We start from the raw sequence: 19,700 nt of genomic DNA, 5'->3' as shown, positions 1-19,700 counted from the left end.
TTCCTCCCTCAGTCCCAGTCCAGGCCGCCACGCCGCCAGACGTAGGCGTAGGCGACGAAGACAGCGACGATGAACAGGACCATCTCCACGAAGCCGAAGATCGGCAGGGCGTCGAACGAGACCGCCCAGGGGTAGAGGAAGATGATCTCGATGTCGAAGACGATGAAGAGCATCGCCGTCAGGTAGAACTTGATCGGGAACCGGCCGCCGCCGACCGGCTGCGGGCTGGGCTCGATGCCGCACTCGTACGCCTCGAGCTTGGCCTTGTTGTAGCGCCGGGGACCGGCGAAGCGGGCAGCGGCCACGGAGAACAGCGCGAACGCCGCGGCGAGGGCGAACAGCCCGATGATCGGTGCATAAGGCGAGAGCGACATCGTTTTCTCCTGCTCGTCCTTCCCTGCCCCTGGTCCTTGTCAAAAATCACACTATTCACGTCCCTCGCGACGGTCGTCGGCGGGGGTCGATCTCCCCTGTCCGCACCTGCGGTCATCGCAGACCGTGGACGGGGCCGTCACACAGGGCTGCCTTCGTTCGCGACCGCAGGCGCTCGCAGACTCGTTCCTCGGGCTACACGGCCGGCGCCACTCTCGTCATCGTGTTGATGACGCGGTCCATCGCGTCCCCGTCGCGGGGGTCTGTCAGGTTGGCCAGCAGCTTGAGCACGAAGCGCATCAGCATCGGGTGCGGCATCCCGTGCTTCGTGGCCATCCGCATGATCTCGGGGCGGCCGATGAGCTTCACGAAGATGCCGCCGAGCCGGTAGTAGCCGCCGAAGCGGAGCTTCAGCTCCGTCGAGTACGCCGTCAGCGCACGCTCCCGGTCCGCGCCGGCCGGGCGCGCGAGCGCCTGCACGGCGACCTCCGCGGCCAGCTCGCCGGACTCCATCGCGTACGCGATGCCCTCGCCGTTGAACGGGTTGACCATGCCGCCGGAGTCGCCGACCAGCATCACGCCCCGGGTGTAGTGCGGCACCCGGTTGAAGCCCATGGGGAGCGCGGCGCCGAGGATCGGCCCCTCCGCGTTCGCCTCGTCGGTCATGCCCCAGTCGGCGGGCGTGTTGGCCAGCCAGTCGGTGAGCAGCCGGCGGTAGTTGGTCTTGCCGAACGCCGACGAGGAGTTGAGCACGCCGAGGCCGACGTTGACCCGGCCGTCGCCCAGCCCGAAGATCCAGCCGTACCCGGGCAGCAGGTTGTCGCCGCTGTCCTTGCTGCGCAGCTCGAGCCAGGACTCCAGGTAGTTGTCGTCGTGCTTGGCGGGCGAGCGGTAGTAGCGCCGGACGGCGACGCCGATCGGCCGGTCCTCGCGCTTGGCCAGCCCGAGGGCGAGCGGGAAGCGGCCGGAGACCCCGTCGGCCGCGACGATCAGCGGCGCGTGGAAGGTGGCGGGCTCCTTGCCCGGGCCGACCTCCGCCTCGACGCCGGTGACCCGGTCGTCCGGGCCCAGCACCGGGCCGGTGACGTTCACGCCGGTACGCAGCTCGGCGCCGGCCTCGACGGCGCGCCGGGCGAGCAGGTCGTCGAAGTCGAGCCGGGTGCGCACCAGGCCGTAGTTGGGGAAGCTCGCCAGGTCGGGCCAGTCCAGCTCCAGCCGGACGCCGCCACCGATGACCCGCAGGCCCCGGTTGTGCAGCCAGCCCGCCTCGGGCGAGGTGTCCACGCCCATCCGGATGAGCTGCCGCACCGCGCGCGGGGTCAGCCCGTCGCCGCAGACCTTCTCCCGGGGGAACTCGGTCTTCTCCAGCAGCAGCACCCGTACGCCGTGCCGAGCCAGGTGGTACGCGGTAGCCGACCCACCGGGACCGGCGCCCACGACGATCACGTCGGCGTCATGTTCCACCGCGGCCATCCCGCGCCTCCTCCCGCATGCTCGTGAAATGCTTCACAAGCCAGACGGTGGGAGTCTATGACCGACGCCAGGACCACGCCGGACCAGGGGTACCTAACTTGCCGGAGACACGTCGGCCGAGGTCGGAGGCGGGGCGCCGGGGCGGGCCTCAGCGCCGGGCGGAGGCGGCCGGATCCAGGCCGGCGTCGTGCCGGATCGTCTCCGGCAGGTGCTCGCGCAGCGCGCCGCCGGCGGCGAGGTCCAGGGCGGCCAGCACCTCGGCCACGACCTGACGGACGTCGGCGGGATCCGCGCCGGCCAGCTCCTTGAGCTGGGCGATGAGTTCGGTCGCGTCGTCGTCGGCGGCCTCCGCGCCGACCGCCTGGTGTCGTCCCGTCATGGGGGCGAGCTTACGGGAACAAAGTGGAGCAAAAACGGATATTTGCGGAAAGAGCGCCGAACAGGGCTAGACGCGGACCGCGCGGTGCAGCGCCGCGATCCCCCCGGTCAGGTTGCGCCAGGCCACCCTGCCCCAGCCCGCCGCGCCGATCCGCGCGGCCAGGGCCGGCTGGTCGGGCCACGCCCGGATCGACTCCGCCAGGTAGACGTAGGCGTCGGGGTTGCTGGAGACGGTGCGGGCCACGCTCGGCAGCGAACGCATCAGGTACGACAGGTAGACCGTGCGGAACGCCGGGTTCACCGGGGTGCTGAACTCGCACACCACCAGCCGGCCGCCCGGCCTGGTGACCCGGGCCAGCTCCCGCAGGGCGGCGTCGGTGTCGTTCACGTTGCGCAGCGCGAACGAGATGGTCACCGCGTCGAAGCTGGCGTCGGCGAAGGGCAGCTTCAACGCGTCCCCGGCCAGCAGCGGCACCTGGGGACGGGTGCGCTTGCCGACGCGCAGCATGCCGAGGGACAGGTCGGCGCCCACCGCGTACGCGCCCGACTGGGCCAGTTCCTCGGTGGACACGCCGGTGCCGGCCCCCACGTCGAGCACGCGCTCACCCGGCCGCAGGTCGAGCGCGGTCCGGGTGGCCCGGCGCCAGAACCGGTCCTGCCCGAAGGAGAGGACGGTGTTGGTCAGGTCGTAGCGAGCCGCCACGCCGTCGAACATCGCGGCGACCTCGTGCGGCTGCTTGTCCAGGTTGGCGCGCTGGCCCTGCGGGGTACGGCTCACCCCTCCACTCTGCCAGCCCGGTCGGCGCGGGCGGCCGGTGGGTCGGCCGCGCCACCACCCGGACACGCCACGGGGGCGGGATGGTCGCCCACCCCGCCCCCGCGTCGTCGTACGTCAGTCGGTCGACTTCTCGTCGCCGGGCGCCACCAGGACGACCCTGCGCCGCCGGGAGACCAGCAGCAGCGCGCCGCCGGCCAGCAGCACGGCCGCGCCGATGCCCCCGATCAGCCCGGCCTGCACGCCGGTCACCGGCAGCCCGCCGTCGCCGCCGCCACCGCCACCGGGGGTGGTGGTCGGGGCCGCCGTGGGTACGCCGGTCGGGGTCGCCGTCGGGGTGGGCGTCGGCTCACCGGTCGGCGTCGGGGTCGGGGTCGGCTGCGCCGACAGGTCGACGAAGGCCTCGAAGATCGTGTGGTTGTCCCCCATGTCGACCTCGGAGAAGGCCTTCCGCTGCGCCTGGCCGGCGACCTTCGGCTCCTCCTCCGGCTCGCCCTCGGCGGCGTCCAGCCCGTACGCGAAGAGGTCGCCCTCGCGCAGCACCGGCTCGGTCACGTCGTCGCCGACCTTCACGGTGACGTCGGCGGTGTAGTACTGCCCCCGGCGGATGGTCGCGCCGGCGTCCTCGCAGAACGCCTGCTCCTTGCCGAGGTACACCTGCGTGACGCAGCTCTGCGGCACCGTCACGAAGCTCACACCCGCCGGGAGGGTGATGCCGTAGAAGACACCGGTCGCGGGCCGACTGCCGTCGTTGTAGACCGCCCAGTCCAGCGGGACGGTCTCGCCCCGGCGCACCGGCCTGAGGTCCGGCTCGTCGGCCACCGCGCCGTTGACCACGACGCCAGCCTGGACGTCCTGCGCCCAGGCGGTGAGGTCGTAGCCGGGCTTCGTGACGGTCACCGGCACGACGACCTTGTCGCGAACCTTGCCCCCGGGCGTCGCGGTGACGACGTGGACGACCAGCTTGCCGCCGTCGCCCCGGCCGCCCGTGCTGAACAGCGGGACGCCGAAGTCCTTGCTGGTGCCGGCGGGCAGGTCGCCGAGGGAGCACTGGTAGAGGTGACTCTCGATGGCGCGGCAGCCCTCGGGCACCAGGAAGCCGACGCGCTTGTCCTTGAGCTGCTGGGTGTTGACCCGCAACGAGACGTCCTTCGCCGTGCCCGTGCCGGCGTTGGTGACGGTGAACTTGAACGGCTTGCTCCGGGCCGCGTCGACACCCTTCGCGAGCTGGGTGCTGATCGGAGTCAGGGCGAGGTCCGGCGCGTCGGCGGCCTGGGCGGGAACGGCGACGGTGGTCAGGCCACCCGCCGCGAGGAGCGCCACGGCACCGGCGCGGGCCAGGGCCGAACGATGGAACAGGGTCATCGGTCCCCCGGGGGGTTAGGGAAGAAACGGTTGGTTGCGGAACCCGGCCGGACGCTATCGAAGGTCGAAGCGGCGCGCCAGCAGGGAGATCGTGTTTCGTCCGTCCGGCCGATCCGGTCGGACGGGACGGTCCGACGCACAGCGGGGGCGGGATGGTCACCCATCCCGCCCCCGCTGCCGTGCGTTATGTGAACGACCCTCGCGGGTCGATGGAGGACGACCGTCAGGCCGTCGGCTTCTCGTCGCCCGGGGTCACCAGGACGACCCGGCGCCGCCGCGCCACCATGAACATGGCCGCGCCCGCGATCAGCACCGCGCCGCCGATGCCGCCGATCAGCGTGGTCTGCGCGCCGGTGACCGGCAGGCCGCCGTCGTCGTCACCGCCGCCCGCGCCGCCCTTGGCCGCGACGATCACCGCGTACGCGTCGGAGTTGTCGGTGGCGTCCACCTCGCTCGCCTGCAGGCCGGTGACGTTCTCCGGCAGGGTGACCGTGGCCCGCATCCGGCTGGGCGCGGTCCCGACCGACTCGACGCTGACCAGCCCGCCCTTGAGGGCGCCCGGCTTCACGTCCGCCGCCACGTCGAACACGTGGTAGAAGCCGTAGGCCGAGTAGAGCTTGTCCTCGGGGTTGGTGTCCTCGTCCTGCGGGATCAGGCCGAAGTTGGCGTAGGTGCAGGTGAAGGTGGACTTGTCGGCCGCGTACTCGCAGCCCGACTCCACCTCGGTCGGGGTGACGCCCTTGGGCAGCTTGACGCTGATCTTCAGACCGGCGGCGGCCTCGTCACCCTGGTTGGTGATGAAGTAGGTCAGCGCCGAGCGGCCGCCCGCGTGCAGGTCGCCGGAGTAGACCGGGTTGCCGTCGACGATCTTGACGGCCTGCTTGACGTCCTCGGCGACGACCGAGAGGTCCGGCCCGCTGGCGTCGGAGAAGTCCAGCGTGGCGGTCTTGGTGTTGTTCGCCGCGTTGGTGTCGTCCTTCGAGATGAGCTTGAAGGAGAGGGGTGCCTTGTAGGTGCCCTCGGCCTCGCTCTTGAACAGCACGATCGGCAGGTCGGTGGTCTCGCCCGGGCCCGGCAGGCCCTTCTCCGTCGCGTGGCAGATGAACGCGGTCGGCTTCTCACCGGCGAGCTCCACGTCGCAGCCGTCCTCGACGGCCGGCCAGGCGGCGACCTTGTCGAAGTCGACCTTGGACACGTCCACCCGCACGGACAGTTCGCTCGGGGTGTTCTTGCCGGTGTTGGTCACCTTGGCGTAGGCGATCTTGCCCACCGCGTTGGCGGCGACCCGCGTGCCGGCCACCTCGATCGCGAGGTCCGTCTCCGTGCCCGAGGCGTGAGCCGGGCTACCGAGGGCGGTCAGCGCGCCGGAGGCGAGCAGCGCGCCGGCGCCGATACGCGCCAGCGAACGGTTACGGAAGATCATGGAAGAGTTCCCCCCGTTGGGGTGAAGGAAAGGTACGGCCGGGGACGTTAGCGGTAAGCGATCACGCCCGCCACCCCGCGGAACGGGCGGGTTGAACAGCCTGGCTAAGAATCACTTAAGGAATGCCCGGATTGATATGTCTTGCTGCCTCGGCCACCCCGACACCGACTCCGAACGGCAATCTAATTGAGATCAACGGCCGACGGGAATTCACCCGATCGGTCAGCCGAGCGGCTCATTTACCGTTACTTTACGTATTCCCGTGATCCACGCAGTGGTCCACGTACGACGACACCCCACCGCCGGACGACGGTGGGGTGTCGATGGTGCGGGTGCCTGCGGACGCCCCGCTCAGCGGACGTGGACCAGCGGCAGGGACTTCCCGGCGCCGCCGCCCGGCATGGCGATCGAGGAGAAGTGCGAGACGACCCGCTCGTCGGTCGGGTCGTCGGCCGGGGTGCGGTGCACGGCCAGCCGGTTGTAGAGGGTGTCGCGCTGGGCGGGGATCCGGTCCGCCGAGCGGATCATGCCGATCAGCTCGTGCAGGTTGGAGCGGTGCCGCGCGCCGGCCGAGGAGATGACGTTCTCCTCCAGCATGATCGAGCCGAGGTCGTCGACGCCCATGTGCAGGGCGAGCTGCCCGACGTCCTTGCCGGTGGTCAGCCAGGACGCCTGGAGGTGCGGCACCGTCTCGAAGAAGAGCCGGGCCACCGCGACCAGCCGCAGGTACTCCAGGGTGGTGGCCTGCGTACGGCCCTTGAGGTGGTTGTTCTCCGGCTGGTACGTCCAGGGGATGAACGCCCGGAAGCCCTTCGTGCGGTCCTGCACGTCGCGGATCATCCGCAGGTGCTCGATCCGCTCGGCGGCGGTCTCGCCGGTGCCCATCATCATGGTGGCGGTCGACTCGACGCCCTGCCGGTGCGCCAACTCCATGACCTCCAGCCAGCGCTCGCCCGACTCCTTCAGCGGCGCGATCGCCTTGCGCGGGCGGGCGGGCAGCATCTCCGCGCCGGCGCCGGCGATCGAGTCCAGCCCGGCCGCCTTGATCCGGGCGATGGCCTCGTCGAGGCTGACCCCGGAGACCTTGGCCATGTGCAGGATCTCGCTGGGGCCGATCGAGTGGATCGCCAGCTGCGGGTACGCCTTCTTGACCGAGGAGAACAGCTCCTCGTAGTACTCCACGCCGTAGTCCGGGTGGTGCCCGCCCTGGAGCATGACCTGGGTGGCGCCCAGCTCGACCGCCTCGCCGCAGCGGCGCAGGATCTCCTCGGTCGGGTGGGTCCAGCCCTCCTTGTGCTTGGGCGCCCGGTAGAACGCGCAGAACTTGCACGCCGTCACGCAGACGTTCGTGTAGTTGATGTTGCGGTCGATCAGGTACGTGACGACGTTGTCCGGGTAGCGGCGTCGGCGCACCGCGTCGGCAGCCTCGCCCAGGGCGTGCAACGGCGCCTCGGTGTAGAGCAGCAGGGCCTCCTCGGGCGTGATCCGCCCGCCGTCCGCGCCACGCTGCAGGATGTCGTCGATCTCCCGGCTCACACTCACCCCCCGAGCCTACGTCGCCCCGCCCCGGGCCGGCCCCGCCGGACTCCTGTCGACCACGCCACAGGCCCCGCCGACGCGGCGGCGGACCGAGGGACTTACCCGGAATGCATCGATCAATTAGCATCCGTGGATGATTTTCCTCCCGCCTTCCCCCGCCCCTCCAGCCCTCCCGACGGCGGCCTGATGGCCACCATCCCCTGGCTGGCCGATGTGCTCCGCGCCGCCGGCGTCACGGTGGTCGAGCACGGCAACTGGCTCGGCCGGGTCTCCGGCAGCTCGTTCGCCCCCATCGGTGTGCTCTGGCACCACACGGCGGCCACCTCCAGCGCCGGCAACCCACACCCCGCCCTGAACATCTGCGTCAACGGCCGTTCCGACCTGCCCGGCCCCCTCTGCCAGGCCCTGGTCGACTATCACGGCGTCTTCCACGTCATCTCGGGCGGGCGGGCCAACCACGCGGGCGTCAGCCGCGGCAGCGGCCCCATCCCGGCCGGCGACGGCAACACCCTGATGGTCGGCTGGGAGATCGACTACAACGGGGTCAACCAGGCCATGACCGGCGCCCAGTACAGCGCCTCGGTGCTCGCCACCGCCGCCGTGCTGCGGCGGCTCGGCCGCGACGCCAGCCACGCCCGGGGCCACCGGGAGACCAGCACCAGCGGCAAGATCGACCCGTCGTTCATCGACCTGGACTCGATGCGCGCCGACGTGGCCCGCCAGCTCGCCGGCAACCCACCCCTCGACCTCACGGAGAACGACATGAAGCTCATCCAGTCACCCGGGCGCGGCATCGCCCTCGTCGGACCCGGCTACTTCCGCCAGCTCCGCAACGACGAGGAGGTGCACGCCGCCGTCGCGCTGGCCGGCAACCCGCTGGTCGGCAACGACCGCCAGTTCGACCTGTGGCGCAGCATCGCCTACGACGGCCAGGTCAAGGCCCCGAGCTGACCTCACGCACAGGGGTCGGCGGGTCGACGCGGTGCCTGCGCCGACCCGCCGACCCGGCTGCGCCCGCCGAGCGGCGGGCGGACCGGTCAGGCGTCGTAGTCGACGGTGAGCCGGTCGGTCGTCGGGCTGGACTGGCAGGTGAGAACGTAGCCGGCGGCCACCTCGTCCGGCTCCAGCGCGTAGTTGCGGGCCATCGTGACCGCGCCGTCGACCACCTTGGCCTTGCAGGTCGAGCAGACCCCGCCCTTGCAGGCGTACGGCAGCTCGCCGCGCACCTTCAGCGCCGCGTCCAGCACCCGTTCGTCGCGCCGCATCGTGAACCGCGACGACCGGCCGTCGAGCAGGATGGTCACCTCGGCGCCGCCCCCCGGCTCGTCGGCCGGGCGTCGCGGCGGGGCCGGGGCCTCGGCGACGTGGAACAGCTCCGTGTGCACCGCCGACTCCGGCACGCCGCGCGCGGCGAGCACCTCCCGGGCGTCCACCACCATGTCGTACGGGCCGCAGAGGAACCACTCGTCGACGGTGTCGCCGGGAACGACGGTGTCCAGCAGCCGGCCCAGCCGGTCGGCGTCGATCCGGCCGGAGAGCAGCGGGGACTCGCCCTGCTCCCGGGAGAGCACGTGCACCAGGTGCAGCCGGGTGGGCCACCGGTCCTTCAGGTCGGCCAGCTCCTCGGCGAACATCACCGTGTTCGCCGTGCGGTTGCCGTACACGAGGGTGAACATGCTGGCCGGCTCGACGGCGAGCGCCGTCGCGACCAGCGCGAGCACCGGGGTGATGCCCGAGCCGGCGACCACCGCGCCGTAGTGGCGGGCCCGGTCCGGCGCGAGGGCCGTGGTGAAGTGCCCGAGCGGCGGCAGCACCTCGATCGTGTCGCCGCCGCGCAGCGCGCCGCAGGCGAAGGCGGAGAACGCGCCGCCGGGGATCTCCCGCACGCCGATCCGCAGCCGGCCGTGCCGGGCCAGGTCGTCGGGCGTGGAGCAGATGGAGTACGACCGCCGCACGTCCTCACCGGCGGCGCCGGGGCGGCGGACGGTGAGGTGCTGCCCGGCGGAGAACGCGAACGTCTCCCGCAGCTCCTCGGGCACGGCGAAGGTGACCGCCACGGCGTCGTCGGTGAGCCGGTCGACGGCGGCGACGGACAGCGGATGGAAGACCGGCCGGCGACGGACCGGGCGGGTGATGGTGACAGTCACAGCGCCTTCAGGTGGTCGAAGGGTTCACGGCAGGAACGGCAGCGCCAGAGCGCCTTGCACGCGGTCGAGCCGAAGCGGCTGACCTGCTCGGTCTCGGGCGAGCCGCAGCGTGGGCAGCGGACGGCGAGGGTCAGCGGCACCACGTTGTCGGCGCGTACGGGCGACGGCGGGGCGATGCCGGCGGCGGCGAGCTTGGCCCGGCCGGCGTCGGAGATCCAGTCGGTGCTCCACGCCGGGCTGTAGACGGTCCGCACGTCCGCCTCGGGACGCCCGACGGCGGCCAGCGCCCGGCGGATGTCGGCGCGGATCACGTCCATCGCCGGGCACCCGGTGTAGGTGGGGGTGATGGTCACGACCACCCGGCCGGTCGCCGGGTCCTCGTCGACCGCCCGCAGGATGCCGAGGTCGTCGATGGTGACCACCCGGATTTCCGGGTCCACCACCGCCGCCACGGCCTCCCGAGGAGTCACCAGTGCCGCCTCGCGCTCACCAGTTGGCTCCGGGGTGGGCGCGGTGCAGCACCTGCATCTCGGCGAGCAAATAGGACAGGTGCTCGGTGTGCACGCCGTCCCGCCCGCCGCCCGGCGCCCAGCCGGACTCCGGCCGGGTCAGGGTGGCCTCGTCGAGCACGGCACCGACGGTGGCGTCGAAGTCGGCCCGCAGGGTGGCCGGGTCGACCGGCGCCGCCGGGTCGGGGGCGAACAGCTCGTGCGCGTACGGCCAGACCTGGTCGACCGCCGCCTGCATGCGCCGGTGCGACTCCCCGGTGCCGTCGCCGAGCCGCCGCACCCACGTCGAGGCGTGGTCGAGGTGGTAGGCCGACTCCTTGCGGGCCTTGGCCCCGATCGCGGCCAGCCGCTCGTCGGCGCAGCCGGCCAGCGCGGTGTAGAGCGGGAGCTGGTAGGCCGCCAGGAAGAGCAGCTTCGCCATGGTGACCGCGAAGTCGCCGTTGGGCAGTTCCACGAGCAGGCAGTTGCGGAACTCCCGGTCGTCGCGGAGGAACGCCAGCGCGTCCTCGTCCCGGCCGGCGCCCTCCACCTCGCCCGCGTACGACAGCAGGAGCCGGGCCGCGCCGAGCTGGTCGAGGGCGATGTTGGCCAGCGCGATGTCCTCCTCCATCTCCGGCGCGCGGGTGGTCCACTCGGCCAGCCGCTGCGCCGCGACGAGCGCGTCGTCGCCGAGGGCGAGGGCGAAGTCGAAGGGGCCGTTCACGCCGCCACCTCGCTCCGCTCGGCGGCGGCGCGACGCGCCCCGGTGCTGAGCCGAATGGTTCGCTCGCTGCGCTCGCTCACAGGTGGGCCACCCCGTCCGGCACGTCGTAGAAGGTGGGATGCCGGTAGACCTTGTCGGCCGCCGGGTCGAAGAAGGCGTCCTTCTCGTCGGGGCTGGACGCGGTGATCGCGCCCGCCGGCACCACCCAGATGGAGACGCCCTCCTGGCGGCGGGTGTAGAGGTCCCGCGCGTTGCGCAGGGCCAGCTCGGCGTCGGGGGCGTGCAGGCTGCCGACGTGGGTGTGCGACAACCCGCGCCGCGCCCGTACGAAGACCTCCCACAAGGGCGAAGGACCGCTCACGCCGCGCTGGTCCGTCCGCTCGCTACGCTCGCTCACGCCGCTACCTTCTCCTTCTGCTCCACCCGCTTGGCGGCGTACGCCGTGGCGGCCTCCCGCACCCACGCGCCGTCGTCGTGGGCGCGGCGCCGGTGCTCCATCCGCTCCCGGTTGCACGGGCCGTTGCCCTTGATCACCCGCATCAGCTCGTCGTAGTCGGGTTGGGTGAAGTCGTACGACTGCCGGGACTCGTTCCAGCGCAGGTCGGGATCCGGGATCGTCAGGCCGAGGATCTCCGCCTGCTGCACGCACATGTCCACGAAGCGCTGGCGCAGCTCGTCGTTGGAGAAGCGCTTGATCTTCCAGGCCATGGACTGCGCCGAGTGGGTGGAGTCGGTGTCCGGCGGGCCGAACATCGCCAGCGACGGGTACCACCAGCGGTCGAGGGCGTCCTGCGCCATCGCCTTCTGCGCCGGGGTGCCGTGCGCGAGCGTGTGCAGGATCTCGTAGCCCTGCCGCTGGTGGAACGACTCCTCCTTGCAGACCCGGATCATCGCCCGCGCGTACGGCCCGTAGGAGCAGCGGCAGAGCGGGACCTGGTTGACGATGGCGGCGCCGTCGACCAGCCAGCCGATGGCGCCCACGTCGGCCCAGGTCAGAGTGGGGTAGTTGAAGATCGAGCTGTACTTCTGCCGGCCGTTGAGCAGCAGCTCGACCAGCTCGTCCCGGCTGATCCCGAGGGTCTCGGCGGCGGCGTAGAGGTAGAGGCCGTGGCCGGCCTCGTCCTGCACCTTGGCCAGCAGGATCGCCTTGCGCTTGAGCGAGGGGGCGCGGCTGATCCAGTTGCCCTCCGGCTGCATGCCGATGATCTCGGAGTGCGCGTGCTGCGCGATCTGCCGGATCAGCGTCTTGCGGTACTCCTCGGGCATCCAGTCGCGCGGCTCGATCTTCTGGTCGGCGTCGATGACCTCGGCGAAGTACGCCTCCAGGTCCTCGTCCGCGCCGGGGGCGCCGCCCCGGCGGCCACGTGCGGCGGCCTCCCGCAGGGCCGCCTCCGCCGCCTCGACCTCGCCGAGCAGGCCACCGCCGGGTGCGTCCTCGGCGGAGAAGTCGTTGCCATACATGGGGTCAAGTGTTACAGCTCGCCTCTCGGGACACCAGAGGGTGTAACAGGTTTCCGGAGGCAGTTTCGGTACGGGGCGAGGGCTCCGGCAGCCGGGCAAACTATGACTTGGCTCACTATGGGAAGCTGAATCCTCTCAACAGCCGCATAGCGGCTCGATATCCCGCCTACATGGCAAGTTGCCAGGTGTCGGGTCCTGGCGCGCCGCCGATCCACACGTAGACTTCCCCCGTCACACCGATCGGCTGCCGACGATCGCCCGAGAAACACGAAGGGCGGATCCCCCGGCCCTCGGCGAGCCGCCGATCCGTCCGACAAGCAGCCGGTCCCCCCGGCCTGACATCTGGAGCTCACCCACTCATGCGATCCCGCGTGACCCTGGTGCTCGCCGTCGTGGCGGTCCTCCTCGGTGGCGGCCTGCTCGTTCCGGCCGCGTACGCCCGACTCGCCGGCGACGACGCCGCGAGCGGCGGAAGCGGCGGCGGAAGCGTCGCGGCCCCCGCGCCCACCCCGCCCCCGCCGCCGACCCTGGCCGCCGGCCCGGTCACGGTGAACTTCAAGGGCGAGTTCTTCTCCTGGGCGCTGATGGACCGGGAGACCGGCGAGATCTCCGGGTCGAAGAACCTGGCCTCGACCAGCTCCACCGAGTCCATGATCAAGGCCTGGTTCGCGGCGGACTACCTCAACCAGCTCGGCGACAAGCCGCTGCCGGCCGAGCGGAAGAAGCAGATCACCACCGCCATCCGGGACAGCAACGACGACGCCGCCAACGCCCTCTACGGCGCGGTGGGCCGGGCCGCCACGATCAGGCGGATGGTCAGCACCTGCGAGCTCACCGACACCAAGCCGGGCAACGTGCCCGGTTACGTGGGCTGGTGGAGCTTCACGCGGATGTCCCCGCGTGACGCCGTCCGGCTCGGCGACTGCATCGCCGACGGCACGGCCGCCGGCCCCAAGTGGACGAAGCTCCTGCTGGACGAGATGAGCAAGGTCAGGGGCAGCACGGCCGCCAAGGACCAGAAGGCCCGCTCCGGCGGCGGCCGCTGGGGCATCATCGACGGCCTCCCCCAGTCGATCGTCAGCCAGGGCCCGGTCAGCATGAAGAACGGCTGGACGCCCCTCAACTACGACGGCAACTGGCACGTCAGCTGCCTCGCCGTCACCGACAGGTGGAGCCTCGCGGTGATGCTCCGCTACCCGCAGAAGAGCGGGCTGAACTACGGCGCGCAGGTCTGCGCCTCGGTTGCCAGCCAGCTCGTGACCCCGCAGCCGGGCGCCGCCCTCAAGGTGCCGCAGCAGCCCGCCGGGAAGCTCTGATGACGCGACGGCGCCGGGCCGACGAGCCCGCCGACGCCTCCCCCCGCAGGCTCATCGCCATCGCGGTGGTCCTCATCTGCCTGGTGCTCGTCTCGCTGCGGCTGCTTCCCGGCTCGCCGTTCGAGTCCCGCGCCGCCGCGGAGTGGGGCACCCCCGCCGGCCCGGCCGAGCGCGCCACGGGAGCGCCGAGCGACCGCAGCTCCCGGCCGTCGCCGACGCCGAGCCCGACGCCGGAGCCGGAGCCGCTGCCGTTCGAGGCGAAGGAGATCGACCTCGACATCGAGGGCTGGTACTCCTGGAGCGTCCTCGACCGCCGCAGCGGGGAGATCATCGGCTCCGACAACATGGACGAGACCAGCACCACCGCGTCGCTGATCAAGGCGTGGATCGTCGCCGACCACCTGCGCCGCGCCGACGAGAACGGCCAGACCCCGAGCGCCGCCAAGCTCGCCGACGCCACGAAGATCATCCGGGACAGCGACAACACCCGGGCTCAGCAGTTCTACAACGCGCTGGGCGGGTCCGCCTCGATCAAGCGGCTGCTCTCCAAGTGCGAGCTGACCGACAGCAGCGTCGCCAGCGACGGCGGCTGGAGCCGGACCAAGCTCTCCCCCCGGGACACCGCCCGGATGGGCGCCTGCATCGCCGACGGCCGCGCTGCGGGGCCGAAGTGGACCAAGTGGCTGATCAACGAGATGCGGCTGGTCCGGGGCGGCGGCGACTTCGGCATCCGCAAGGCGTTCCCGGCCGCGGAGCGCAAGACCATCGCCATCAAGAACGGCTGGATCGACCGTACGCGCGAGCAGGAGATGCACATCAACTGCCTCGCCATCGGCGACACCTGGACGATGGGCGTGATGGTCCGCTACCCGATCGGCAAGGGCTACGAGTACGGCATGAAGAACTGCCAGAAGATCACCGAAGCCCTCCTCCGCCCCACCCCCTAGCCCCGCCCCCCGCCCCGGGCCGGCCAGAGGTTCAGCCCGTGAAGAAGGCCGGGCCGGAGGCGGGCAGGGGCGGGGCGGCGTCGATGGCGGCGGCGCGACGCGCGAACTCGCGCAGGCCGGCCACCTGGCGCTCGCCGAGGGAGAAGTCCAGCGCCCGGAAGTACGTCGCCAGGGTCGCCGCGTCGAACGGCTCCCAGCGCGCGGCCGCCTCGGCCACCTGGTCCAGCTCGGCCAGGCAGAGGTCCCGGGAGCGCAGGAACGCCTCGTGCACCTCCTTGACCAGGCCGGGGTGGGCGGCGGCGAAGTCGCGGCGTACCGCCCAGACGGCGAAGACCATCGGCAGGCCCGTCCACTCCCGCCACGCCTGCCCGAGGTCGGTGACCTCCAGCCCGCGCTTCGGCGCCTCGTAGAGGGCGCGCAGCGCCACGTCGCCGATCAGCACCCCGGCGTCGGCCTCCAGCAGCATCTGGGTCAGGTCGGGCGGGCAGCGGAAGTACTCGGGGTTCACCCCGTACCGCTCGCCGAGCAGCAACTGGGCCAGCAGCACCCCGGTCCGCGAGGTCGAGCCCAGCGCCACCTTGCCGTGGCCGAGCTCGGCCAGCGGGCGGGTGGAGACGACGTTGACGGACAGCACCGGACCGTCGCTGCCGACCGCCAGGTCGGGCAGGAGCAGCATCTCGTCGGCGTGCCGCAGGTACTCCACCTGGGAGATCGGGCCGATGTCCAGGTCACCGGCGACCAGGGCGGCGCTGAGCCGGTCCGGGGAGTCCTTGTGCAGGTCGACGTCGATCAGGGCACCGGAGCGCATCAGCCCCCAGTAGATCGGCAGGCAGTTCAGGAACTGGATGTGTCCGACCCGGGGGCGTGCGACGTGCTCAGCCATGCCCCGACCGTATCCCCGCCGCCGGACGGGGGCTCAGCGGGCCGGACCGGGAGTGGCCAACCCCGCATCCGCCGCCCGACCGCCGCCGCCCTGCCCTCCGTCCACCGCGCCGGTCCGCTCCGCCACCACCGACCCAGCCACGGCGACGCCGCCGGCGCCTCCGCCACCGCCACCGGCGTCGGCGTCGGCGGGCCGGGCACGCCGGACGGACCGGACGACGGCCGGCACGATCGCCGCCACGACCAGCAGGCCGACGGCACCGGCGGCCGCGATGAGGGGTCGCGGTGACAGCACGGCCAACAGGGCACCCCCGATGAGGTAGCCCCCCATCGAGCCGCCCTGCACGGCCGCGCCGTAGAGGGCGTACGCCCGGCCACGCGACGCCTCCGGCACCCGCCGGGCGGTGAGCAGGTTGGCGAAGACGTTCTCCCCGCCGTTCGCCGCGCCCGCGACCAGCCAGAGCGGGACCAGCAGCGCGGCCGTGGGCACGGCGGCGGCAACCAGCACCATGAGGCAGATGCCACCGAGCGTCGCCAGCACCCCGTACACCAGGGCGCCGTCGTCGGTGAGCCGGTGGGCCAGCCGGGCGCAGAGCCAGCTGCCGGGCAGCATCCCCGCCATCCAGGCGGCACCGACCAGCCCGTACACCGTGGGTGAGCCGTCGAGGGTCTCGCGGATGAAGAAGACCTCGACCACGTTGATGCCGCCGACGGCGGTGATGACCGCAGCCGTGCTGACGACGACGGCCAGCAGCAGCGGGTCGCCGCGCAGCCGCCACGCCGGGGCCCGTTCCGTCCCGGACGCGGGTGCGGCCGTGGCCCGCCGGCCGCCCCTGCGGGTGCGCAGCAGCAGGCCCGCGGCCACCAGGGCGAGGTAGCTCCCGGCGTCGATGAGCAGGGGTACGCGCGCGCCGAACTGCCCGACCAGCAGCCCGGCGAGCACCGGGCCGCCGAGCGCGCCCAGGCTGCTGGCCGTCTGGCTGATCGCGCTCGCCCGGGGCAGGTCGGCGGGGCGCACCATCGCCGGCAGCAGCGCCGCCAGGCAGGGGTGGGTCACGGCCAGCCCGCAGGCGAGCAGCGCGACGAGCCCGATGATCAGGGCCGGGTGGGTGGCGAAGGCGAGCAGGGCACAGACGGCGGCCTGCCCCAGGCCGGCGGTGACCAGCAGCGTCCGGCTGTCCACCCGGTCGGCGAGCCGCCCGGTGAGCGGGGCGAGCACCACCAGCGGCAGGGTGGCCGCCAACAGCAGTCCGGACACGGCGATGCCGCTGGCGCCGGCGGACTGGAGGGCGAGCGCCAGCGCGGTGGCGGCGAGGAAGTCACCGCACATCGAGGTGCCGCGCGCGGTGGCGGCGAGCCAGACGTCCGACCAGCGCGACCCGTCAGTTGCGAAGGACATGCTTCGAAAATAATCCTTCACAACCGATCGAAGCAACCCCCTTACGCCAGCGGCACCGCCCGGTACTGCACCGCCACCGTGCGCGCCCCGGCCGGCGGATCCGCCTGCCGGTTCCGCTGCCGGTACGGCTCGAACAACGCGCTCACCGCCTCGTTCAGCCCGGCCAGCTCGTCGGCGGTGAGCAGCAGCAGCGTGTCGCTGAAGAGCGCGACGTCGTACCACTCGGCGGGCTCGTCCCCGGCGCGGCGCAGCCAGTCCCGGGTCCGCTCCATGTCCCGGGCCGCGTGCGCCTCCACCAGCGCCTGCTCGGCCGCGCGCGCCTCCGGGCCGGCGGACTGTCCCGCGTCGACCATCAGGCCCCGGCCGACCGTGCGCCACAGCCGCTCGCGCGCGTCCCCCCGGCTCGGCGCCTGCTCCACCAGGCCCGACCTGGCCAGCGCCCGGAGGTGGTAGCTGGTCGCGCTCGGCGACAGCCCGGCCACCTCCGCACACTCGGTGGCGGTCGCGCCGCCCTCCACGACGCCCAGGTGTTCCATGATCGCGATTCGGGCCGGATGGGCCAGCGCCCGCATCACCTGCGGGTCGCTGATCGTGATCCGGCGCTGTTCGGGACGCGCCTCCGTCATGCGTCCATGATTGCTGGTCGCCCGCCCGCCGTGGGTCGCCGGTCGACCGGCACCGGAGGTACAGCGGCGGGCGGCGGCGCCACGGTCGAAATCCGGTGGAGCGTCACGCGCCCGGCGCGTAGGCTGTCAGGTCGCTTGACGGCCAGGGTGAGGTGACCACCGCATCGGACGTCCCGCGCCGGGGGCCGGCCCATCCGCCCGCCGGACACGCGAGCGACCGGCAGTAGACCCCGACGGGATTCAGCGTGACCGACCTCGATCTCGACCTCGACGCAGAACGCGAGCACCTCGCCACCTCCCGGGCCGCCCTGGCCCAGATGCGGGAACGCGCCCAGGCCCTCTTCTCCACCGGCGACCAGGTGGCCGGCGACGCGTACGCGGCCGAGACCCTCGGGCGCACCCTGGCCCGCCGGGTCGCCGAACTCGCCGACGACCCCACCACGCCGCTCTTCTTCGGGCGCCTCGACTTCGGCCCGGCGACCGGGGCCCCGCCCGCCGGCGACCCGCCCGGCGACCCCGGCGACGGTCCGGACGGCTGGCACGCGGACCACGCCGGGCGGCGCTACCACGTCGGCCGGCGGCACGTCACCGACGACCGGGGCGAGCCGCTGGTGCTGGACTGGCGGGCCCCGGTCTCCCGGTCGTTCTACCGGGCGAGCGCGCGCGACCCGCAGGGCGTGGCGGTACGGCGCCGCTTCGGCTTCAGCAGCGGGGCGCTGACCAGCTTCGAGGACGAGCGCCTCGACCGGGGCGAGGAACTGGGCACGACCAGCCGGATCCTGACCGCCGAGATCGAACGGCCGCGCGTCGGGCCGATGCGCGACATCGTCGCCACCATCCAGCCCGAGCAGGACGAGCTGGTCCGGGCCGACCTCGCCGACTCGATCTGCGTGCAGGGTGCCCCGGGCACCGGCAAGACGGCCGTCGGCCTGCACCGGGCCGCGTACCTGCTCTACCTGCACCGGGAGCGGCTGCGCCGCTCCGGCGTGCTGATCGTGGGGCCGAACCGGGCCTTCCTGTCGTACATCGCGGCGGTGCTGCCGGCGCTCGGCGAGGTGGAGGTCGAGCAGGCCACCGTGGAGGACCTGGTCGGCCGGGTGCCGGTGCGGGCCGTCGGGGACCCGGCGGTGGCCGCGATCAAGCACGACGCCCGGATGGCCGAGGTGCTGCGCCGGGCAGTCGACGCGCACATCGGCGAGCCGACCGAGCCGATCATGGTCTCGGACGGCTCGTTCCGCTGGCGGATCGGCCTGGACCCGCTGCACCGGGTGGTCCAGGAGACCCGCCGGGAGCGGCTGCCGTACGCCACGGGGCGCGAGCGCGTCCGGGCCCGGGTGGTGGCGCTGCTGCAACGGCAGGCCGAGGCGCGGCGCGCCGAGTCGCCGAGCGACGCCTGGCTGCGGCGGATGGGCAAGGCCACCCCGGTCACCGCCTTCCTCGACGCGGTCTGGCCGGCGCTCACCCCGGAAGGGCTGGTGCACGCCCTGCTCGGCGACCCGCAGCGGCTCGCCGCGGCGGCGGACGGGCTGCTCGACGCCGAGGAGCAGGCCCGGCTGTGCGGGCTCGCCGCCCCGGCCGGCACGAAGCTCGGGCGTACGCCGAAGGCCACGAAGTGGACGGCGGCCGACGCCGTGCTGATCGACGAGGCGGCCGGGCTGATCGAGCGGCCGGGCGGCTTCGGGCACGTCGTCGTCGACGAGGCGCAGGACCTCTCCCCGATGCAGTGCCGGGTGATCGCCCGGCGCAGCGAGCACGGGTCGATCACGCTCCTCGGCGACCTGGCCCAGGGCACCGCCCCGTGGGCCGCCGCCGACTGGCGGGAGTCCCTGCGTCACCTCGGCAAGCCGGACGCCGTCGTGGTGCCGCTGACCGTCGGGTTCCGGGTGCCCGCCGCCGTGGTCGCGTTCGCCAACCGGCTGCTGCCGGCGCTCGCCGTCGACGTGCCCCCGGCCGAGTCGCTGCGCCGCGACGGCGCGCTCGACATCCGTACCGTCGACGACCTGACCGCCGCGACGGTGGCCGAGGTGCGCGCGGCGCTGGCGTTCGACGGCTCGGCGGCGGTGATCGCCGCCGACGACGCGGTCGGCGGGCTGCGGGCGGCGCTGGAGGCCGCCGGCGTCGACACCGCGACCGTCGACGAGCCGGCCGCCGCGGCGCGCGTCACGGTGGTGCCCGCGACCCTGGTCAAGGGCCTGGAGTACGACCACGTCATCGTCGTCGAGCCGGCGGCGATCGTGGCCGCCGAACCGCGCGGCCTGCACCGGCTCTACGTGGTGCTCACCCGGGCGGTCTCCCGACTCGCCGTGCTGCACGCCCGGCCGCTGCCCGCCCCGCTGTGGTGACCCGGACTTGCGCCGGGGCGGTAGACAGGTGTCCGTGACGCCG

19 protein-coding genes are annotated in these 19,700 nt (G+C 72.9%); 4 read left to right on the top strand and 15 right to left on the bottom strand.

Annotation, left to right across the window (positions count from 1 at the left end; translation table 11 throughout):
- Positions 1 to 8 precede the first annotated feature (8 nt).
- The 7 genes from ACPXCB_RS15655 to mqnC form a co-directional block, all read right to left on the bottom strand.
- Entirely contained in the window at positions 9 to 374 is a 366-nt protein-coding gene (locus ACPXCB_RS15655; protein WP_076469129.1) for an NADH-quinone oxidoreductase subunit A, read from the bottom strand.
- 193 nt (positions 375 to 567) lie between these two features.
- Positions 568 to 1,845 carry a geranylgeranyl reductase family protein gene (locus ACPXCB_RS15650; RefSeq protein WP_425876036.1) on the bottom strand — a complete coding sequence of 426 codons (1,278 nt, stop codon included), beginning with the start codon at positions 1,843 to 1,845 and terminating at the stop codon, positions 568 to 570.
- A 148-nt stretch (positions 1,846 to 1,993) separates the two neighbouring features.
- The gene (locus ACPXCB_RS15645) at positions 1,994 to 2,224 is read right to left on the bottom strand and encodes a hypothetical protein (RefSeq protein ID WP_425876035.1); all 231 of its coding nucleotides are present in this window, start codon (positions 2,222 to 2,224) and stop codon (positions 1,994 to 1,996) included.
- A gap of 66 nt (positions 2,225 to 2,290) precedes the next feature.
- Complete coding sequence (locus ACPXCB_RS15640; protein ID WP_425876033.1) at positions 2,291 to 3,001, bottom strand: demethylmenaquinone methyltransferase; 711 nt, start codon at positions 2,999 to 3,001, stop codon at positions 2,291 to 2,293.
- 114 nt (positions 3,002 to 3,115) lie between these two features.
- Positions 3,116 to 4,363, bottom strand: a complete 1,248-nt coding sequence (locus ACPXCB_RS15635) for a cell wall anchor protein (protein ID WP_425876031.1) — start codon at positions 4,361 to 4,363, stop codon at positions 3,116 to 3,118.
- Positions 4,364 to 4,586: 223 nt separating this feature from the next.
- On the bottom strand, positions 4,587 to 5,786 hold the full coding sequence (locus tag ACPXCB_RS15630; RefSeq protein WP_425876029.1) for an LPXTG cell wall anchor domain-containing protein: 1,200 nt from the start codon (positions 5,784 to 5,786) through the stop codon (positions 4,587 to 4,589).
- Positions 5,787 to 6,137: 351 nt separating this feature from the next.
- The gene (gene mqnC / locus ACPXCB_RS15625; RefSeq protein WP_425876027.1) at positions 6,138 to 7,328 is read right to left on the bottom strand and encodes a cyclic dehypoxanthinyl futalosine synthase; all 1,191 of its coding nucleotides are present in this window, start codon (positions 7,326 to 7,328) and stop codon (positions 6,138 to 6,140) included.
- Positions 7,329 to 7,454: 126 nt separating this feature from the next.
- Between mqnC and ACPXCB_RS15620 the strand changes: the two genes are divergently transcribed.
- Positions 7,455 to 8,276: a peptidoglycan recognition protein family protein gene (locus ACPXCB_RS15620; protein ID WP_425876025.1), complete on the top strand. Its 822-nt coding sequence runs from the start codon at positions 7,455 to 7,457 to the stop codon at positions 8,274 to 8,276.
- Between the two features lie 86 nt (positions 8,277 to 8,362).
- Here ACPXCB_RS15620 and paaE read toward each other — a convergent pair whose 3' ends face one another.
- From paaE to paaA, 5 genes are all read right to left on the bottom strand, one after another.
- Positions 8,363 to 9,472: a 1,2-phenylacetyl-CoA epoxidase subunit PaaE gene (paaE, locus tag ACPXCB_RS15615; protein ID WP_425876023.1), complete on the bottom strand. Its 1,110-nt coding sequence runs from the start codon at positions 9,470 to 9,472 to the stop codon at positions 8,363 to 8,365.
- Positions 9,469 to 9,945 carry a 1,2-phenylacetyl-CoA epoxidase subunit PaaD gene (paaD, locus tag ACPXCB_RS15610; protein ID WP_357576816.1) on the bottom strand — a complete coding sequence of 159 codons (477 nt, stop codon included), beginning with the start codon at positions 9,943 to 9,945 and terminating at the stop codon, positions 9,469 to 9,471. The genes paaE and paaD overlap by 4 nt, the downstream gene beginning before the upstream one ends.
- A gap of 13 nt (positions 9,946 to 9,958) precedes the next feature.
- Entirely contained in the window at positions 9,959 to 10,684 is a 726-nt protein-coding gene (gene paaC, locus ACPXCB_RS15605) for a 1,2-phenylacetyl-CoA epoxidase subunit PaaC (protein ID WP_425876021.1), read from the bottom strand.
- A 76-nt stretch (positions 10,685 to 10,760) separates the two neighbouring features.
- Entirely contained in the window at positions 10,761 to 11,081 is a 321-nt protein-coding gene (gene paaB / locus ACPXCB_RS15600) for a 1,2-phenylacetyl-CoA epoxidase subunit PaaB (RefSeq protein ID WP_121397098.1), read from the bottom strand.
- Positions 11,078 to 12,145 (bottom strand): 1,2-phenylacetyl-CoA epoxidase subunit PaaA, encoded by a 1,068-nt coding sequence (gene paaA / locus ACPXCB_RS15595; RefSeq protein WP_425876019.1) that lies wholly within the window; start codon positions 12,143 to 12,145, stop codon positions 11,078 to 11,080. Before paaA ends, paaB begins: the two co-directional genes overlap by 4 nt.
- 359 nt (positions 12,146 to 12,504) lie before the next feature.
- On the opposite strand from paaA, the gene ACPXCB_RS15590 reads away from it, so the two are divergent.
- Entirely contained in the window at positions 12,505 to 13,461 is a 957-nt protein-coding gene (locus tag ACPXCB_RS15590) for a hypothetical protein (protein ID WP_425876017.1), read from the top strand.
- Entirely contained in the window at positions 13,461 to 14,408 is a 948-nt protein-coding gene (locus ACPXCB_RS15585) for a hypothetical protein (protein ID WP_425876016.1), read from the top strand. Before ACPXCB_RS15590 ends, ACPXCB_RS15585 begins: the two co-directional genes overlap by 1 nt.
- A gap of 31 nt (positions 14,409 to 14,439) precedes the next feature.
- On the opposite strand, the gene ACPXCB_RS15580 is transcribed toward ACPXCB_RS15585, so the two are convergent.
- From ACPXCB_RS15580 to ACPXCB_RS15570, 3 genes are read right to left on the bottom strand one after another with little or no spacing between them, the layout of a single operon-like run.
- On the bottom strand, positions 14,440 to 15,291 hold the full coding sequence (locus ACPXCB_RS15580; RefSeq protein ID WP_425876014.1) for a menaquinone biosynthetic enzyme MqnA/MqnD family protein: 852 nt from the start codon (positions 15,289 to 15,291) through the stop codon (positions 14,440 to 14,442).
- A gap of 33 nt (positions 15,292 to 15,324) precedes the next feature.
- Positions 15,325 to 16,689 (bottom strand): MFS transporter, encoded by a 1,365-nt coding sequence (locus tag ACPXCB_RS15575; RefSeq protein WP_425876013.1) that lies wholly within the window; start codon positions 16,687 to 16,689, stop codon positions 15,325 to 15,327.
- Positions 16,690 to 16,730: 41 nt separating this feature from the next.
- Positions 16,731 to 17,315, bottom strand: a complete 585-nt coding sequence (locus ACPXCB_RS15570; protein WP_425876012.1) for an ArsR/SmtB family transcription factor — start codon at positions 17,313 to 17,315, stop codon at positions 16,731 to 16,733.
- 245 nt (positions 17,316 to 17,560) lie between these two features.
- Here ACPXCB_RS15570 and ACPXCB_RS15565 point away from each other — a divergent pair, with 245 nt between their 5' ends.
- Entirely contained in the window at positions 17,561 to 19,657 is a 2,097-nt protein-coding gene (locus ACPXCB_RS15565) for a HelD family protein (RefSeq protein ID WP_425876011.1), read from the top strand.
- Positions 19,658 to 19,700: the final 43 nt, after the last annotated feature.

Source organism: Micromonospora sp. DT62 (assembly GCF_049847285.1).
Lineage (GTDB): Bacteria > Actinomycetota > Actinomycetes > Mycobacteriales > Micromonosporaceae > Micromonospora > Micromonospora reichwaldensis.
The sequence above is the reverse complement of the archived record's forward strand: the minus strand, read 5'-3'. Positions and strand labels throughout refer to the sequence as shown.

Excerpts from the sequence above, each read along its gene's own strand:
- ACPXCB_RS15580 (WP_425876014.1), bottom strand. The coding sequence starts at position 15,291 with ATGGCTGAGCACGTCGCACGCCCCCGGGTCGGACACATCCAGTTCCTG.
- ACPXCB_RS15570 (WP_425876012.1), bottom strand. The coding sequence starts at position 17,315 with ATGACGGAGGCGCGTCCCGAACAGCGCCGGATCACGATCAGCGACCCG.
- ACPXCB_RS15590 (WP_425876017.1), top strand. The coding sequence starts at position 12,505 with ATGCGATCCCGCGTGACCCTGGTGCTCGCCGTCGTGGCGGTCCTCCTC.
- ACPXCB_RS15630 (WP_425876029.1), bottom strand. The coding sequence starts at position 5,786 with ATGATCTTCCGTAACCGTTCGCTGGCGCGTATCGGCGCCGGCGCGCTG.
- ACPXCB_RS15635 (WP_425876031.1), bottom strand. The coding sequence starts at position 4,363 with ATGACCCTGTTCCATCGTTCGGCCCTGGCCCGCGCCGGTGCCGTGGCG.
- ACPXCB_RS15585 (WP_425876016.1), top strand. The coding sequence starts at position 13,461 with ATGACGCGACGGCGCCGGGCCGACGAGCCCGCCGACGCCTCCCCCCGC.
- ACPXCB_RS15645 (WP_425876035.1), bottom strand. The coding sequence starts at position 2,224 with ATGACGGGACGACACCAGGCGGTCGGCGCGGAGGCCGCCGACGACGAC.
- ACPXCB_RS15655 (WP_076469129.1), bottom strand. The coding sequence starts at position 374 with ATGTCGCTCTCGCCTTATGCACCGATCATCGGGCTGTTCGCCCTCGCC.
- paaA (WP_425876019.1), bottom strand. The coding sequence starts at position 12,145 with ATGTATGGCAACGACTTCTCCGCCGAGGACGCACCCGGCGGTGGCCTG.
- ACPXCB_RS15650 (WP_425876036.1), bottom strand. The coding sequence starts at position 1,845 with ATGGCCGCGGTGGAACATGACGCCGACGTGATCGTCGTGGGCGCCGGT.
- ACPXCB_RS15575 (WP_425876013.1), bottom strand. The coding sequence starts at position 16,689 with ATGTCCTTCGCAACTGACGGGTCGCGCTGGTCGGACGTCTGGCTCGCC.